The following is a 13,493-nucleotide window of genomic DNA, read 5'->3' on the forward strand; positions in this document are numbered from 1 at the left end:
GTTGTCGAGCAGGGGCTGATCATGGTTCAGAAGCCGCAGAGTGATGCGGAACGCAAGGAAAGGCGCATAGATCTGAGCCTGCCGCAGGTTGCGGGCAGTGCCGTCGCGGCGGTGGCGGCGGCGGTTATGGCCTCGCAGCTCGGCGTGTACGGAACCATCGCCGGCGCCGGTGTGATGAGCGTCGTGGCCACCTGCGGGGGCTCGGTCTTCCAGCACTTCTTCCGTCGCACCGGAGAGCAGATCCGTGAGGTCACCGTCCAGGTGAAGCATCCGGCGGGCCGTCAGGTGACCGTCCGCACACGGGAGACGTACCCCCCGCCGCAACGGCCCGAGGACGACCCGACGAGGCTCCTGCGCGCGGCCGAGGTGACGACAGCCCTTCGCACGGACGACGCGACGAGAGCCCTTCGCACGGACGACGCGACGAGAGCGCTGCGCGTGGCCGAGCCGGGTGCGGACCGCACCACTGTTCTCCGGCAGGTCCGCCCTGGCGGAGCGGGCGGCGACGCGCACCAGGGGGCCCCGGCGAACGGCGGGACCCACGCGCAGGCCGCGGGTCATGGCGGTGCGTTCCCGGACGACTCGTACTCCGATGCCCGTACGCACGGAACCCGTGTCCGCGGCTGGAAGCGGTCTGCCCTGGCGGCCACCGGGGTCTTCGTCCTGTCGATGGCCGGGATCACCGTGTACGAGATGGCCTCCGGCCATGATCTGGGAGGCAACGGAGGGACGACCATCGGCTCCGTCGTGAGCGGTGAGCGCCACAACGGGACGACGCCCTCACCCTCGTCCTCGCCCTCGGACGGCACCGGCCAGGAGGACGACGGGAGCGAGGGGGACGACGGCGGCGACGGGAACACGCCTGGCAGCGGGAGCACGACGGCCCCAGGCGCGGTTCCGGGCGAGGGCGAGAACGCGCAGCCCGAGCCCTCCGGTGGTGAGGGTCCGGCCGTCGACCCCGCCCCCACGCCTTCGGCGTCCGGCGGGGCCACCAGCCCCGAAGCCACCACCCCGTCCACACCGGGAGCCGACGAAACCGCTCCGGCTTCGCCGGTCCCGACAGGAGCCGGAGAGGACCCGGGCCGGCAGGGCGGGGGCGCGGCAGGGACGGGCGCGGGGTGATCCTGACGCCCGTGCCCGTGGGCCCTCAGTCCCCGAGCACGCGGCGCAGGTAGTCGTTGGCGAACAGCCGGTCCGGGTCGAGCCGGTCCCGTACGGCGGTGAACTCGCCGAAGCGGGGGTAGGCCCCGGCCAGGTAGCCGGAGTCCCGGGTGTGGATCTTGCCCCAGTGCGGGCGCCCCTCGTAACCCGTCATGAGCCGCTCGACCGCCGTGAAGTACGCCTGATAGGGCGTGCCCCGGTACAGATGCACAGCTATGTACGCGCTCTCCCGGCCCGAGGCCGTGGAGAGCGCGATGTCGTCCGCGGGTGCCGTGCGGACCTCCACCGGGAAGCTGATCCGCAGGGGTGAGCGCTCCACCATGGCCTTGAGCTCACGCAGGGCCTCGACCGCCGCCTCGCGCGGCACGGCGTACTCCATCTCGACGAAGCGCACCCGCCTGGGGCTGGTGAACACCTTGTACGGGATGTCGGTGTACGTACGGGCAGACAGGGCGCGGCTGGATATGCGGGCGACGGAGGGGATGGCTCCCGGGACCGCACGGCCGAGCGAGCAGGCGACCTGGAACATTCCGTTGGAGAGGAGTTCGTCCTCGATCCAGCCTCTGACCCGGCCGGGCGGAGCCGCTGGCCCCGCGCTCCGGTTGTTGCGCTTGGTGTTGCAGTTGCCGGTGTGCGGGAACCAGTAGAACTCGAAGTGTTCGTTCTCCGTGACCAGCTGATCGAAGTCAGTGGCGACCCGGTCGAAGGTCATCGGCTCCTCGCGGGCCGTGAGCAGGAAGACCGGCTCCACCGCGAACGTGACCGCTGTGACCACGCCGAGCGCTCCGAGCCCGATCCGGGCCGCGGTGAACACGTCAGGGTGCTCGCCCGCCGAGCAGCGAAGCACCGTGCCGTCGGCCGTGACCAGCTCCAGCGCGAGGATCTGGGCGGAGATCGACGCCGAGTCGCGGCCTGTGCCGTGGGTGCCCGTGGAGGTGGCTCCGGCGACCGTCTGTTCCATGATGTCGCCCATGTTGGCGAGGGAGAGCCCCTCGCGGGCGAGCGCGACGTTGAGGCGCTTCAGCGGCGTGCCGGCCTCGACCGTCACCGTCATCGCCGTGCGGTCTATGTCCCGGATGCCCGTGAGCAGATCCGGGCGTACGAGGACCCCGTCGGTGGCGGCGGCCGCGGTGAACGAATGACCGGTGCCGACGGGCTTGACGGTCAGACCGTCCTCGGACGCCCTGCGGAGCACGTCGGCGAGCTCGTCGACCGAGGCGGGGGACTCCACGCGCGCCGGCCGGGCGGTGACATTACCCGCCCAGTTCCGCCACGTGTCCGCCGTCCGTGCGTAGGTGTCCGTCATCTTCCCCGCGCCCTCCCGTAGGGACCGGCTCCGCGAGCCGGCGATACCCCAGGAACGCCACCGCGGCCGCGAGCGCTCCCGCCACGGCGGGCACCGCGTACCCCGCCTCGGCCCCCGAGGCGTCGACCACCCAGCCTGCGGCGGAGGAGCCGAGCGCCACTCCGACCGCGAGCCCGGTACTGGTCCAGGTCATGCCCTCGGTCAGCTGGGTGCGCGGTACGTGCTGTTCGACGAGGGCCATCGTGGTGACCATCGTCGGTGCGATGGCGAGGCCCGCGACAAAGAGCGCCACGGCCAGGAACGGCAGGCTCCCGGCCAGTTGGAGGGGGATCATACTCACGGCCATCGCACACACCCCCGACAGCCACCTGGTGGACGGCTTCCCCCGCAGGTGCAGGAGGCCGAAGACGGCTCCCGCGAGGCAGGAACCGAGGGCGTAGACCGCGAGAACGAGGCTGGCCGCCGCCTTGTGGCCGCGCTCCTCGGCGAAGGCCACCGTCACCACGTCCACCGCTCCGAAGATCGCCCCGGTGGCGACGAAGGTGACCACCAGCACCTGGAGCCCGGGCGAGCGCATGGCCGAGCCGCCCGTGTGGTGCTCCTTCGGGTGCGGCCTCGGCTCGGTGGCCCGCTGAGCCGTCAGCCAGAAGACGCCGATCACCAGGAACACCCCCGCGATGAGGGGGCCGGCCTCGGGGAACCAGGCGGTGGACAGACCGATGGAGACGATGGGCCCGAAGATGAAGCACACCTCGTCGATGATCGACTCCCACGCGTACGCGGTGTGCAACTGGCGCCCGGAACCCCGGTAGATCTCCGCCCAGCGCGCCCGGACCATCGACCCCACACTGGGGACGCAGCCGGCGCCCGCGGCGAAGACGAACAGGGTCCAGTCGGGCAGCCTCTGCTGTGCGCAGACCAGCAGCCCCGCGACCGACGCGGCCGCGAACAGCGTGACGGGACGCAGCACACGGCGCTGCCCGTACCGGTCGACCATCCGCGAGACCTGCGGCCCCATGACGGCCGCCGCCATGGCGAGCGTCGCGGAGAGCGCACCCGCCAGTCCGTAACGGCCGGTCAGCTGGGACACCATCGTCACCACGCCGATCCCCATCATGGACAGCGGCATCCGGCCGAAGAATCCGGCCGCCGAGAACTCCCGGCTTCCCGGGGCGGCGAAGATGGCGCGGTAGGGGCTGGGCAAGGGGTACTCCGGGAAGGCCTGTCAGGTGTGCAGTGGCTGACACAGCTTACGGGTGCTCACCGACCACGTCGGTTGCCGCACTGTCGGAGGCGGGTGGCAGGATCGGGTGCATGTCCGATCTGCGTGATCCCGCTCCCTACGACGCCCTGCTGCTGCTCTCCTTCGGCGGTCCCGAAGGCCCTGACGACGTGGTCCCGTTCCTGGCGAACGTGACGCGTGGCCGGGGCATCCCCGAAGAGAGGCTGAAAGAGGTCGGCAAGCACTATTTCCTCTTCGGCGGCGTGAGCCCGATCAACGCGCAGAACAGGGCGCTGCTCGACGCCCTGCGCAAGGACTTCGCGGACCACGCCCTGGATCTCCCGGTGTACTGGGGCAACCGCAACTGGGCCCCGTACCTCACCGACACCCTCCGCGAGATGATCACGGACGGCCACCGCCGGATCGCCGTGCTCGCCACCAGCGCCTACGCCTCGTACTCCGGCTGCCGGCAGTACCGCGAGAACCTGGCGGAGTCGTTGTCCGCCCTGGAGGCGGAGGGGCTCCCGGTGCCCCGGGTGGACAAGCTGCGGCACTACTTCAACCACCCCGGCTTCGTACGGCCGATGGTCGACGGCGTGCTGGCGTCGCTGGACGGTCTCCCCGACGACGTCAGGGCGGGGGCACACCTGGCGTTCACCACGCACTCCATCCCGACCTCCGCGGCAGACACCTCCGGGCCGGTCGGGACGCACGGCGCCGGCGGCTCCTACGTGGCCGAGCACCTGGATGTGGCACGGCTGATCAGTGAGGCCGTGCGCGAGGAGACCGGCGTCGACCATCCGTGGAAGCTCGTCTACCAGTCGCGCAGCGGCGCCCCGCACATCCCGTGGCTGGAGCCCGACATCTGCGACCACCTGGAGGCACTCCACGGCGACGGTGTCCCGGCGGTCGTCATGGCCCCCATCGGCTTCGTGTCCGACCACATGGAGGTGCTGTACGACCTCGACACGGAGGCCACCGCGAAGGCCGCCGAGCTCGGGCTGCCCGTGCGCCGCTCCGCGACGGTGGGCGCGGACCCCCGGTTCGCCGCCGCCGTGCGTGAGCTGGTCCTGGAGCGCGCCGCCGCCGAACAGGACCGCCCGGTGGCGCCCTGTGCCCTGGGCGCGCTCGGCCCCTCCCACGACCTCTGTCCGGTCGGCTGCTGCCCGGCCAGGACGCTCAAGCCGGCCGCCGCGGGCGCCGACAGCCCGTTCTAGCCGCCACCGTCCGCCTTCCCGCCACCGTCCGCCCCTCCGTCACCGTCCGGCCTCCCTCACGCGGACGGTGACAGGCCCGTCCCGGACCCGCGACACCACCTCTGGAGCGTTGTGACCGACCCCCTCCTGACCGAACTGCTCGACCTCGCCCTTGAGGCGGCCCGCCGGGCCGGCGCGCTGCTGCGTGACGGCCGCCCCGCGGATCTCGGGGTGGCCGCGACGAAGTCCAGCCCGATCGACGTCGTCACCGAGATGGACATCCGGGCGGAGAAGCTGATCACCGGCTACCTCTCCGAGCACCGCCCCGCCGACGGGTTCCTCGGCGAGGAGGGCGCCAGCGCCGAGGGCAGCAGCGGTATCCGGTGGGTCATCGACCCGCTCGACGGCACGGTGAACTACCTCTACGGCCTCCCGACCTGGTCCGTCTCCATCGCCGCCGAGCGCGACGGCGAGCGGGTCGTCGGCGTGGTCGAGGCCCCGATGCGGCGTGAGACCTTCCACGCCGTGCTCGGCGGTGGCGCGTACGGGAACGGCGAGGCACTGCGCTGCCGGCCCACGGCGCCCCTCGACCAGTCCCTGGTGGCGACCGGCTTCAACTACGTCACCGGGGTGCGCGCCCACCAGGCGGCCGTCGCCCAGCTGCTGATCCCGAGGCTGCGGGACATCCGGCGCGGCGGATCCGCCGCCATCGAACTCTGCGACGTGGCGGCCGGCCGGCTCGACGGCTACTACGAGCGCGGCCTGCACCCGTGGGACGTCGCGGCGGGCGACCTCATCGCCAGGGAGGCCGGCGCCCTCACCGGGGGCAGGCCCGGACGCCCCGCGGACGGAGACCTGACGATCGCGGCGACCCCGGGGGTCTTCGAGCCGCTGCAGGCCCTTCTGGAGGAACTGGGAGCCTGGCACGACTGACGTATGCGCCCCCTGAGCCCACTGGTCGGCCGAGGGAGGGCGCCGGCACGAGAGAGGGCCCCGGAGAGCCATTGAGGCTCTCCGGGGCCCTCTCGTGGCGGCTCAGACGCTCGTGGCGCTGATTTCCACGCCGTGCTCGGCGGCGAGGCGGTGCAGGTCGTCAAGCTCTCCCTGCTCGACATCCGCGAGGAAGTCGTCGCCCGTCTCGCGAGCCCTGGTGAGGTCGGACTCTGTGGTCTTGATTCGTTGCAGCAGGCCTGCGGTGAAAGCGTCCATGAAGCGCCCCCTCGTCGTGGGTCGGTGGCACGGGGGTGTGCCCGGTGGTCCTCCGGCCCGGGCCGGAGTGCGGGTGATCACGCAGTCCCTCTGGATGCAGGACGGGCTGTGGTACGCCACATGCAGGGCGTGATCGCGGGGTGTGAGAGCGTCCTCCCCGCCGTCCGCCCGGGAGAAACCTCAACTGGCCCGGAAATCCCATCATTTCCCTGGAGCAGCGGTCCGTGCGGCGTCGTCTTACCGCCGGTTTATGCGCGTTACGGGCAGGATGGACGCGCACAGTCGGTGCCGCTGACGTGCGGCGAGCGGCCGGATCGAGGGCCCTCGCCGTTTTTTCTGAGATCTACGGAAGGACTGCGCCGTGCGCGTACTCGTCGTCGAGGACGAGCAGCTGCTCGCCGATGCGGTGGCCACCGGGCTGCGCCGGGAGGCCATGGCCGTCGACGTCGTCTACGACGGAGCGGCGGCTCTCGAGCGTGTCGGGGTCAACGACTACGACGTCGTCGTGCTGGACCGGGACCTCCCGGTGGTGCACGGGGACGACGTCTGCCGCAAGATCGTCGAACTCGGTATGCCCACCAGGGTGCTCATGCTCACCGCGTCGGGTGACGTCAGCGACCGGGTCGAGGGCCTGGAGCTGGGTGCGGACGACTACCTGCCCAAGCCCTTCGCCTTCAGCGAGCTGACGGCACGGGTGCGCGCCCTGGGGCGCCGCACCACGGTCGCGCTGCCGCCGGTCCTGGAGCGGGCCGGCATCAAGCTCGACCCCAACCGCCGTGAGGTCTTCCGGGACGAGCAGGAGATCCAGCTCGCTCCGAAGGAGTTCGCGGTCCTGGAGGTCCTGATGCGCAGCGAGGGCGCCGTCGTGTCGGCCGAGCAGCTGCTCGAGAAGGCGTGGGACGAGAACACCGACCCGTTCACCAACGTGGTGCGGGTGACCGTCATGACTCTGCGGCGCAAGCTCGGCGAGCCTCCGGTGATCGTCACCGTCCCCGGCTCCGGATACCGGATCTGAGGGCGTGATGCCGGCTTCCCCCGCGCCCGTGAAGGCGCCCCCGAAACCGACCTGGGAACCCAAGGCCCAGGAGTCCCCGTACCCCTGGCTGCGCCCGACCATCCGGATACGGCTCACGCTGCTGTACGGCGGCATGTTCCTGATCGCGGGCATCCTGTTGCTGTCGATCATCTACATGCTGGCGGCACAGGCCCTGGACGTGGGCAGCGACCTGCCGTTCGAGGTGGTGAACGGCCAGGTGACCAGCGAGATCTGCGACCTTCCGGTCAAGGCCAGCCCGGACGACTTCAACGCCGCTCTGAACGTTTGTGCCAATCAGCAGCGTGACCATGCGCTCGACGACCTGCTGAACCGCTCACTGCTCGCCCTGGTGGGTCTCAGCGTCATCGCCTTCGCCTTCGGTTACGCCATGGCCGGCCGCGTCCTGTCCCCGCTCGGCCGGATCACCCGCACCGCCCGCAGGGTGGTCGGCACGGACCTGACCCGGCGGATCGAGCTCGACGGACCGGACGACGAGCTCAAGGAGCTCGCGGACACCTTCGACGAGATGCTGGACCGGCTGGAGCGGGCCTTCACGGCCCAGCAGCGGTTCGTGGGCAACGCCTCGCACGAGCTGCGTACGCCCCTCGCGATCAACCGCACGCTGCTGGAGGTCCATCTCTCGGACCCCGAGGCCCCGCCGGAGCTCCACCAGCTGGGCAAGACGCTCCTGGCCACGAACGAGCGCAGCGAGCAACTGGTCGAGGGGCTGCTGCTGCTCGCCCGCAGCGACAACCAGATCATCGAACGCAAGCCCGTGGACCTCGCCGAGGTCGCCGACCGTGCCATCGACCAGACCATGGCGGAGGCGGCGGCGAAGGGGGTCGAGGTGCGCGGCGAGCGTGCCCAGGCCGTCGTCCAGGGCAACGGCGTCCTCCTGGAGCGCATCGCGCTCAACCTCGTGCAGAACGCCGTGCGCTACAACGTGGCGGAGGACGGCTGGGTGGAGGTCACCACCGAGCTCCAGCACGGGCAGGCTCTCCTGGTGGTCACGAACACGGGGCCCGTGGTGCCCGCCTACGAGATCGACAACCTCTTCGAGCCGTTCAGGCGGCTGCGCACCGAGCGCACCGGCAGCGACAAGGGCGTCGGACTCGGCCTGTCGATCGCGCGATCCGTCGCGCGGGCGCACGGAGGCCGTATCATCGCGGAGCCCCGCGAGGGCGGTGGTCTCGTGATGCGCGTCACCCTGCCTGTCTGAGAGGCTTCACGGTGTGAGGCCGCATTGGATCGCTCTGTTCGCTTTGGGCGGAATTTTCGAACCCTGTTCCCCTTCTGTCCCTGTGTGATCGATCACAGAAGCGAATTTCCGTATATCTACTCTCCGTGATCGCATCTCCGCCCGAAAGCCTGGAAACGTCCGGGTTTCCGGGGGTCGGTATCACGGGAAGTACACGGGGTGGCGCCCGTGAACTGCAGCAATCGGACCGTGTACGGTCCCCATCGCCACCCAAGCTGATCGCTCACGAGAGATCCGGTTGGGTGTCGATTGAGTAACAGACCTTGATGTGAGGCAAAATCTCCGCCTCAGGTCGGGCACAAGTCCGGCCTCTCACGCGTTACGTGCGCTGAGACACCGCAGACACCCATGAGGGGGAGAGCGAACATGGCAACGGATTACGACACCCCACGCAAGACCGACGACGACGTGGACCAGGACAGCCTCGAAGAGCTCAAGGCTCGTCGGAGCGACAAGACGGCGTCCGCCGTCGACGTGGACGAGTTCGACGCGGCAGAAGGACTGGAGCTGCCCGGCGCGGACCTGTCCAACGAAGAGCTCGCCGTGCGGGTTCTGCCCAAGCAGGCCGACGAGTTCACCTGCATGAGCTGCTTCCTCGTGCACCACAGGAGCCAGCTGGCGCGGGAGAAGAACGGCCAGCCCATCTGCCGCGACTGCGACTGAGGCAGGCCGGCCGTGGCAGGCGACACACCGTTCCGGAAGCGGCGCTTGCGGCGCACGAAGTCGTCGGAGGCACATCAGGGCGGCACAGGCCCGGCAGAGGGCGAGAGCCCCACTGCCGAGCACCAGGCCGCCCTGCCTGCCTCTCCCGGCAGCACACCTGACGACGAGCGGGGCCGCCCGGCCTCGCTCGAAGCGGTGAGGGGAACGGACCCGTCACCCGAGCCCGGGCAGAACGGACCGGACGTGCCTCCCAAGGGCTCCGGCCGCCTGCACACACTGAAACGAGGCGTACGCAAGAGCCGGGAGAGCGCCACGGTCGCAGTCGGCATGGTGGCCGACCGCATCATCGAAACGGCTCCCCGCGTCCCGGTGCGCGACCTCGCCACCCTGCGCAGACAGTTCCCGGGGCTGGGCCCCGAAGAGCTCGCCGACAAACTCGTCGCAGGCGCGTGCAACGCCACGGCGACCGTCGGCGCGGGCATCGGGGCGGCGGCGATGATGCCCGTACCACCCGCCATGCTCGCCGAGCTGGCCGCCGAGATCACCGGAGTGGCAGCCGTCGAGATGAAGCTCGTGGCCGAGCTCCACGAGGTCTACGGCCTGCGCCCGCCGGGCAACCTCGCGCAGCGCAGCACCGCGTACCTCACGTCCTGGACCGAGGAACGCGGCATCGACGTCTCGCGCCCCGCCACGCTCAACGCGGCGCTGGGCGGGCAGATGAAGCGCGAACTGCGTCAGCAGATCATGAAGCGCACCGTCCGCGACCTGCCGAATCTCATCCCGTTCATGGTCGGTGCCGTCGTCGGCGCCCTGATGAACAGACGGGACACCAGAAAGCTCGCCGACCGGGTCAGGAACGACCTCCGGCGCCATCAGGTGCCCTGGGACCGTCTTCCCGAGCTCCCCCCGCTGGAACAGCCGGAGAAGCCCGCCGAGGAGCTCCCCAAGGGCCTGGACGGCCCCGGCCGCTGACCTCTGCCCCGGCCGCTGACCTCTCAGGCGGCTACCGGCGCGAGGGCGTCCACCAGGGCCTGCGGCTCCCGGGTCGACAGATAGACGTACGGCGTCGGGTCGGCCGGATCCGTGACCTTCACCCGCACCGCCGTCGGGACGTAGCTGCGCAGCAGCATGAACGCGCGGGGATCCGCCTTGTACGAGCGCCAGGCGCGCGCCTCCTCCCCGTCCAGCACCTCGGCGTCGCCGAGCGCCTCCAGGGGGATCCGGGCATCGCCCGCGACGAGGGCGCCCGCCACGACCCGGATGCGCGCGGACCCGTACGAGCTGACGCCCGCACAGGCCGCGGCCGTACCGGCGACCAGGCCACCGAGCATGGGCAGGGCGCCGAGCGGCAGGAGCATCAGCGCACAGGCGACACCGACCCCGAAGGCGATGAGCCACCACGAGCGGGGTGCGGTGAGACGTTCGTCGAAGGGAGATGCGGAAGGCTGCATGAAAGCAAGCTTGGCACGGCGCGCCCCTGGGCCGGCAGCGCGGGTAAGGTCTGCGCCTGTGAGTGGAACATCTGCACGTCTGACACCCCCGGCCGGCGCGGTGAAGCCGGTCCGTCATCCCGACGCCCCCGCGCCCGGAGAGATCCTCGGCTCCCACTACGAACACTGTTTCGGCTGTGGTGGCGGACAGCCGCACGGACTGCACCTCCGGGCGACGGCCGGAGAAGGTGTGAGCGTCACCGCCGAATTCACGGTGAAGCCCGCCCATCAGGGCGCTCCGGGGCTGGCGCACGGCGGTGTCCTGGCCACGGCGATGGACGAGACGCTCGGAGCGCTGAGCTGGCTGCTCCGGGTCATCGCGGTGACCGGACGGCTGGAGACCGACTACGTCCTGCCGGTGCCGGTCGACACGGTGCTCTTCCTGGAGGCCGAGGTCACCGCCGTGCACGGCCGGAAGATCTACTGCCGCGCGACGGGCCGGACCGGGAGCCCCGAGGGGCCCGTCGCGGTCCGTGCGGAAGCCCTCTTCATCGAGGTCAAGGTGGACCACTTCATCGACAACGGGCGGCCGGAGGAGATCCAGGCGGCCATGTCCGACCCGGACCAGGTGCGGCGGGCCCGCGCCTTCGAGGTGAACCCCTGATGCGGCACCCCGTCGACGTACTCATCCGCCGGGTCGACCCGGAGGTGCCCCTTCCCGGCTACGGGCACCCCGGTGACGCGGGCGCCGATCTGGTCACCACCGAGGCCGCGGAACTCGCCCCTGGCGAGCGTGCCGTTCTCCCCACCGGGGTGTCGATCGCGCTGCCCGACGGCTACGCCGCCTTCGTGCACCCCCGCTCGGGCCTCGCTGCCCGCTGCGGAGTGGCTCTCGTGAACGCCCCAGGGACGGTCGATGCCGGGTACCGTGGGGAGATCAAGGTCATCGTGGTCAATCTCGACCCACGCGAGACCGTGAGGTTCGAACGGTTCGACCGGATTGCCCAACTGGTCGTCCAGCAGGTCGAGAAGGTGCGCTTCCACGAGGTGACGGAGCTCCCCGGCTCGGCGCGGGCCGAGGGGGGCTTCGGATCCACCGGCGGTCACGCCGCGGTGGACGGCGTCACGGGCGGTAACACCCAGGGTGGGAACAGCTACGCTTCGGTCGTATCCGACCGGGAAGGACGTTGACGTGTTCGGACGTCGCAAGAACAGTGGTTCCGCCAAGGACACGGCGGACGAAGCGCGCGAGGCCGAGCAGGTCGCCGACGAGCTCGACGACACCGGGGCCGAGAGCGGCTCGCGCCGCACGAACCTTCCGCCTGCCCCCCGCCCCGACGGGCCGTGGGACATCTCCGAGGTGTCCCAGCCCGGGGAGGGCCGGGTGGACCTGGGCGGCATCTTCGTGCCCGGGGTCGAGGGCATGGAGCTCCGGGTGGAGGTCGCCGGTGACGCGATCGTCGCGGCCACCGTCGTGCTGCGCGACAGCGCGGTCCAGCTGCAGGCCTTCGCCGCCCCCAAGAAGGAGGGCATCTGGGGCGAGGTGCGCGAGGAGATCGCTTCCGGCATCACCCAGCAGGGCGGGGTCATCGACGAGGTCGAGGGCCCGCTGGGCTGGGAACTGCGCGCCCAGGTCCCCGTACAGCTCCCGGACGGGAAGACCGGTGTGCAACTGGTGCGCTTCGTCGGCATCGACGGACCGCGCTGGTTCCTGCGTGGAGTGATCTCCGGCCAGGGCGCCGTGCAGCCGGAGGCCGCCGGGCTGCTGGAGACGATCTTCCGGGACACCGTCGTCGTCCGTGGTGACGGCCCGATGGCCCCGCGTGACCCGATCGTCCTCAAGCTCCCCAACGACGCCCAGATGGTGCCCGAGGGCGTGCAGCAGGAGGACCAGGAGAGCTCGAAGTTCTCCGGTGGCATGGGCCAGCTCCAGCGTGGGCCCGAGATCACCGAGGTGCGCTGACAGCACCCCCGCTCGCAGAGGCCAGTGGGCCGTACCCCGGGGAGGGGGTGCGGCCCACAGGCCTTTCCATTGCCTCACCGGGTGCCACATGCACATACTGGCGGCTGCCTAGGGAGCGGTACGCACGGCCGCGTACGCACGGGGGAGAGCGATGACACGGAGCACCGACGGACGGACCGGCACGGTCCTGGCCGGGAGTCCGGCCGACGGCCCCATGGTGCGTATCGAGGACCTGCACCGCTCGTACGGGTCCGGCGCGGCGGCCGTGCACGCCCTGCGGGGGGTCTCCTTCCAGATCCCGCGCGGAGAGCTCGTCGCCCTCAAGGGCCGCTCGGGGTCGGGCAAGACCACCCTGCTCAATCTCGTCGGCGGCCTCGACACACCCGACAGCGGGCGGATCACCGTCGGCGGCACCGACCTCTCCGGGCTCGGCGAGGACGGGCTGCTGGAGCTGCGCAGGGACCGGATCGGCTTCATCTTCCAGTCGTTCGGCCTGATCCCGATCCTGACCGCGGCGGAGAACGTCGGCGTGCCCATGCGCCTGCGGAAGACCGACCCGCACGAACGCGAGGAGCGAGTGGCACTGCTGCTCTCCCTGGTGGGCCTCGGCGACCACGCCCAGCAGCGTCCAGGGGAGCTCTCCGGCGGCCAGCAGCAGCGCGTCGCCATCGCCCGCGCCCTCGCCAACCGCCCCGCCCTCCTGATCGCCGACGAGCCCACCGGGCAGCTCGACGCGGAGACCGGACTCGCGGTCATGCAGCTGCTGCGGGCCGTCGTGCGCAGCGAGGGCGTCACCGTCCTCGTCGCCACCCACGATCCCCAGCTGCTCGGCTTCGCCGACCGGGTCCTCGAGCTCAGCGACGGGCACATCGTCGAGCACGCCTGAAGTCGAGCCCGCCTGAAGTCGAGCACGCCTGAAGCAGCGGGCGGACGAGCGGCCGCGCGTCCCCCGGCACCGGCCCCGCATCAGAATCCCGTCAATACGGCCCCGGCGCCCGGCCCTGACCCCATATGCCGGAAATTTTCGAGGTAGCTTCGACACCGGCTCC

General features: G+C 71.0%; 15 protein-coding genes. 11 read left to right on the top strand and 4 right to left on the bottom strand.

The features are described from left to right. Positions 1-21 precede the first annotated feature (21 nt). Positions 22-1,122, top strand: coding sequence for a hypothetical protein (locus HED23_RS09055; RefSeq protein ID WP_203182890.1), 1,101 nt, complete (start codon positions 22-24; stop codon positions 1,120-1,122). Positions 1,123-1,147: 25 nt separating this feature from the next. Here the strand turns inward: HED23_RS09055 and HED23_RS09060 are convergent, their stop codons facing one another. After that, a complete protein-coding gene (locus HED23_RS09060) occupies positions 1,148-2,467 on the bottom strand; it encodes a D-arabinono-1,4-lactone oxidase (protein ID WP_203182891.1) in 1,320 nt (439 codons plus the stop codon). Continuing rightward, positions 2,415-3,671 carry an MFS transporter gene (locus HED23_RS09065; protein WP_203182892.1) on the bottom strand — a complete coding sequence of 419 codons (1,257 nt, stop codon included), beginning with the start codon at positions 3,669-3,671 and terminating at the stop codon, positions 2,415-2,417. The genes HED23_RS09060 and HED23_RS09065 overlap by 53 nt, the downstream gene beginning before the upstream one ends. A gap of 110 nt (positions 3,672-3,781) precedes the next feature. On the opposite strand from HED23_RS09065, the gene HED23_RS09070 reads away from it, so the two are divergent. After that, on the top strand, positions 3,782-4,906 hold the full coding sequence (locus HED23_RS09070) for a ferrochelatase (protein WP_203182893.1): 1,125 nt from the start codon (positions 3,782-3,784) through the stop codon (positions 4,904-4,906). A 111-nt stretch (positions 4,907-5,017) separates the two neighbouring features. Further along, positions 5,018-5,818, top strand: coding sequence for an inositol monophosphatase family protein (locus HED23_RS09075; RefSeq protein WP_203182894.1), 801 nt, complete (start codon positions 5,018-5,020; stop codon positions 5,816-5,818). A 102-nt stretch (positions 5,819-5,920) separates the two neighbouring features. Here the strand turns inward: HED23_RS09075 and HED23_RS09080 are convergent, their stop codons facing one another. Continuing rightward, positions 5,921-6,094, bottom strand: coding sequence for a hypothetical protein (locus HED23_RS09080; RefSeq protein ID WP_167359495.1), 174 nt, complete (start codon positions 6,092-6,094; stop codon positions 5,921-5,923). A gap of 361 nt (positions 6,095-6,455) precedes the next feature. On the opposite strand from HED23_RS09080, the gene HED23_RS09085 reads away from it, so the two are divergent. The 4 genes from HED23_RS09085 (at position 6,456) to HED23_RS09100 (ending at position 10,023) form a co-directional block, all read left to right on the top strand. Continuing rightward, positions 6,456-7,109, top strand: a complete 654-nt coding sequence (locus tag HED23_RS09085; protein ID WP_031089418.1) for a response regulator transcription factor — start codon at positions 6,456-6,458, stop codon at positions 7,107-7,109. 7 nt (positions 7,110-7,116) lie between these two features. After that, the gene (locus tag HED23_RS09090) at positions 7,117-8,349 is read left to right on the top strand and encodes a sensor histidine kinase (RefSeq protein WP_203182895.1); all 1,233 of its coding nucleotides are present in this window, start codon (positions 7,117-7,119) and stop codon (positions 8,347-8,349) included. 405 nt (positions 8,350-8,754) lie between these two features. After that, the gene (locus tag HED23_RS09095) at positions 8,755-9,051 is read left to right on the top strand and encodes a DUF4193 domain-containing protein (RefSeq protein ID WP_003965732.1); all 297 of its coding nucleotides are present in this window, start codon (positions 8,755-8,757) and stop codon (positions 9,049-9,051) included. A 12-nt stretch (positions 9,052-9,063) separates the two neighbouring features. Then, on the top strand, positions 9,064-10,023 hold the full coding sequence (locus HED23_RS09100; protein ID WP_203182896.1) for a hypothetical protein: 960 nt from the start codon (positions 9,064-9,066) through the stop codon (positions 10,021-10,023). 23 nt (positions 10,024-10,046) lie between these two features. On the opposite strand, the gene HED23_RS09105 is transcribed toward HED23_RS09100, so the two are convergent. Further along, complete coding sequence (locus tag HED23_RS09105; RefSeq protein WP_203182897.1) at positions 10,047-10,502, bottom strand: DUF3093 domain-containing protein; 456 nt, start codon at positions 10,500-10,502, stop codon at positions 10,047-10,049. 58 nt (positions 10,503-10,560) lie between these two features. On the opposite strand from HED23_RS09105, the gene HED23_RS09110 reads away from it, so the two are divergent. The 4 genes from HED23_RS09110 to HED23_RS09125 all read left to right on the top strand — a co-directional run bounded on the left by HED23_RS09110 (position 10,561) and on the right by HED23_RS09125 (position 13,330). Then, positions 10,561-11,145 (top strand): PaaI family thioesterase, encoded by a 585-nt coding sequence (locus HED23_RS09110; protein ID WP_203182898.1) that lies wholly within the window; start codon positions 10,561-10,563, stop codon positions 11,143-11,145. Then, positions 11,145-11,672, top strand: coding sequence for a dUTP diphosphatase (gene dut / locus HED23_RS09115; RefSeq protein WP_203182899.1), 528 nt, complete (start codon positions 11,145-11,147; stop codon positions 11,670-11,672). The genes HED23_RS09110 and dut overlap by 1 nt, the downstream gene beginning before the upstream one ends. A gap of 1 nt (position 11,673) precedes the next feature. Beyond that, a complete protein-coding gene (locus HED23_RS09120; RefSeq protein WP_203182900.1) occupies positions 11,674-12,444 on the top strand; it encodes a DUF3710 domain-containing protein in 771 nt (256 codons plus the stop codon). Positions 12,445-12,595: 151 nt separating this feature from the next. Further along, positions 12,596-13,330, top strand: a complete 735-nt coding sequence (locus tag HED23_RS09125; protein WP_203182901.1) for an ABC transporter ATP-binding protein — start codon at positions 12,596-12,598, stop codon at positions 13,328-13,330. The last annotated feature ends 163 nt before the right edge of the window (positions 13,331-13,493 follow it).

Source organism: Streptomyces pratensis (assembly GCF_016804005.1).
Lineage (GTDB): Bacteria > Actinomycetota > Actinomycetes > Streptomycetales > Streptomycetaceae > Streptomyces > Streptomyces pratensis_A.

Bases quoted from the DNA above. Each gene is read 5' to 3' on its own strand.
- HED23_RS09090 (WP_203182895.1), top strand. From the start codon at position 7,117: ATGCCGGCTTCCCCCGCGCCCGTGAAGGCGCCCCCGAAACCGACCTGG.
- HED23_RS09080 (WP_167359495.1), bottom strand. From the start codon at position 6,094: ATGGACGCTTTCACCGCAGGCCTGCTGCAACGAATCAAGACCACAGAG.
- HED23_RS09125 (WP_203182901.1), top strand. From the start codon at position 12,596: ATGACACGGAGCACCGACGGACGGACCGGCACGGTCCTGGCCGGGAGT.
- HED23_RS09055 (WP_203182890.1), top strand. From the start codon at position 22: ATGGTTCAGAAGCCGCAGAGTGATGCGGAACGCAAGGAAAGGCGCATA.
- HED23_RS09105 (WP_203182897.1), bottom strand. From the start codon at position 10,502: ATGCAGCCTTCCGCATCTCCCTTCGACGAACGTCTCACCGCACCCCGC.
- HED23_RS09095 (WP_003965732.1), top strand. From the start codon at position 8,755: ATGGCAACGGATTACGACACCCCACGCAAGACCGACGACGACGTGGAC.
- HED23_RS09070 (WP_203182893.1), top strand. From the start codon at position 3,782: ATGTCCGATCTGCGTGATCCCGCTCCCTACGACGCCCTGCTGCTGCTC.
- dut (WP_203182899.1), top strand. From the start codon at position 11,145: ATGCGGCACCCCGTCGACGTACTCATCCGCCGGGTCGACCCGGAGGTG.
- HED23_RS09060 (WP_203182891.1), bottom strand. From the start codon at position 2,467: ATGACGGACACCTACGCACGGACGGCGGACACGTGGCGGAACTGGGCG.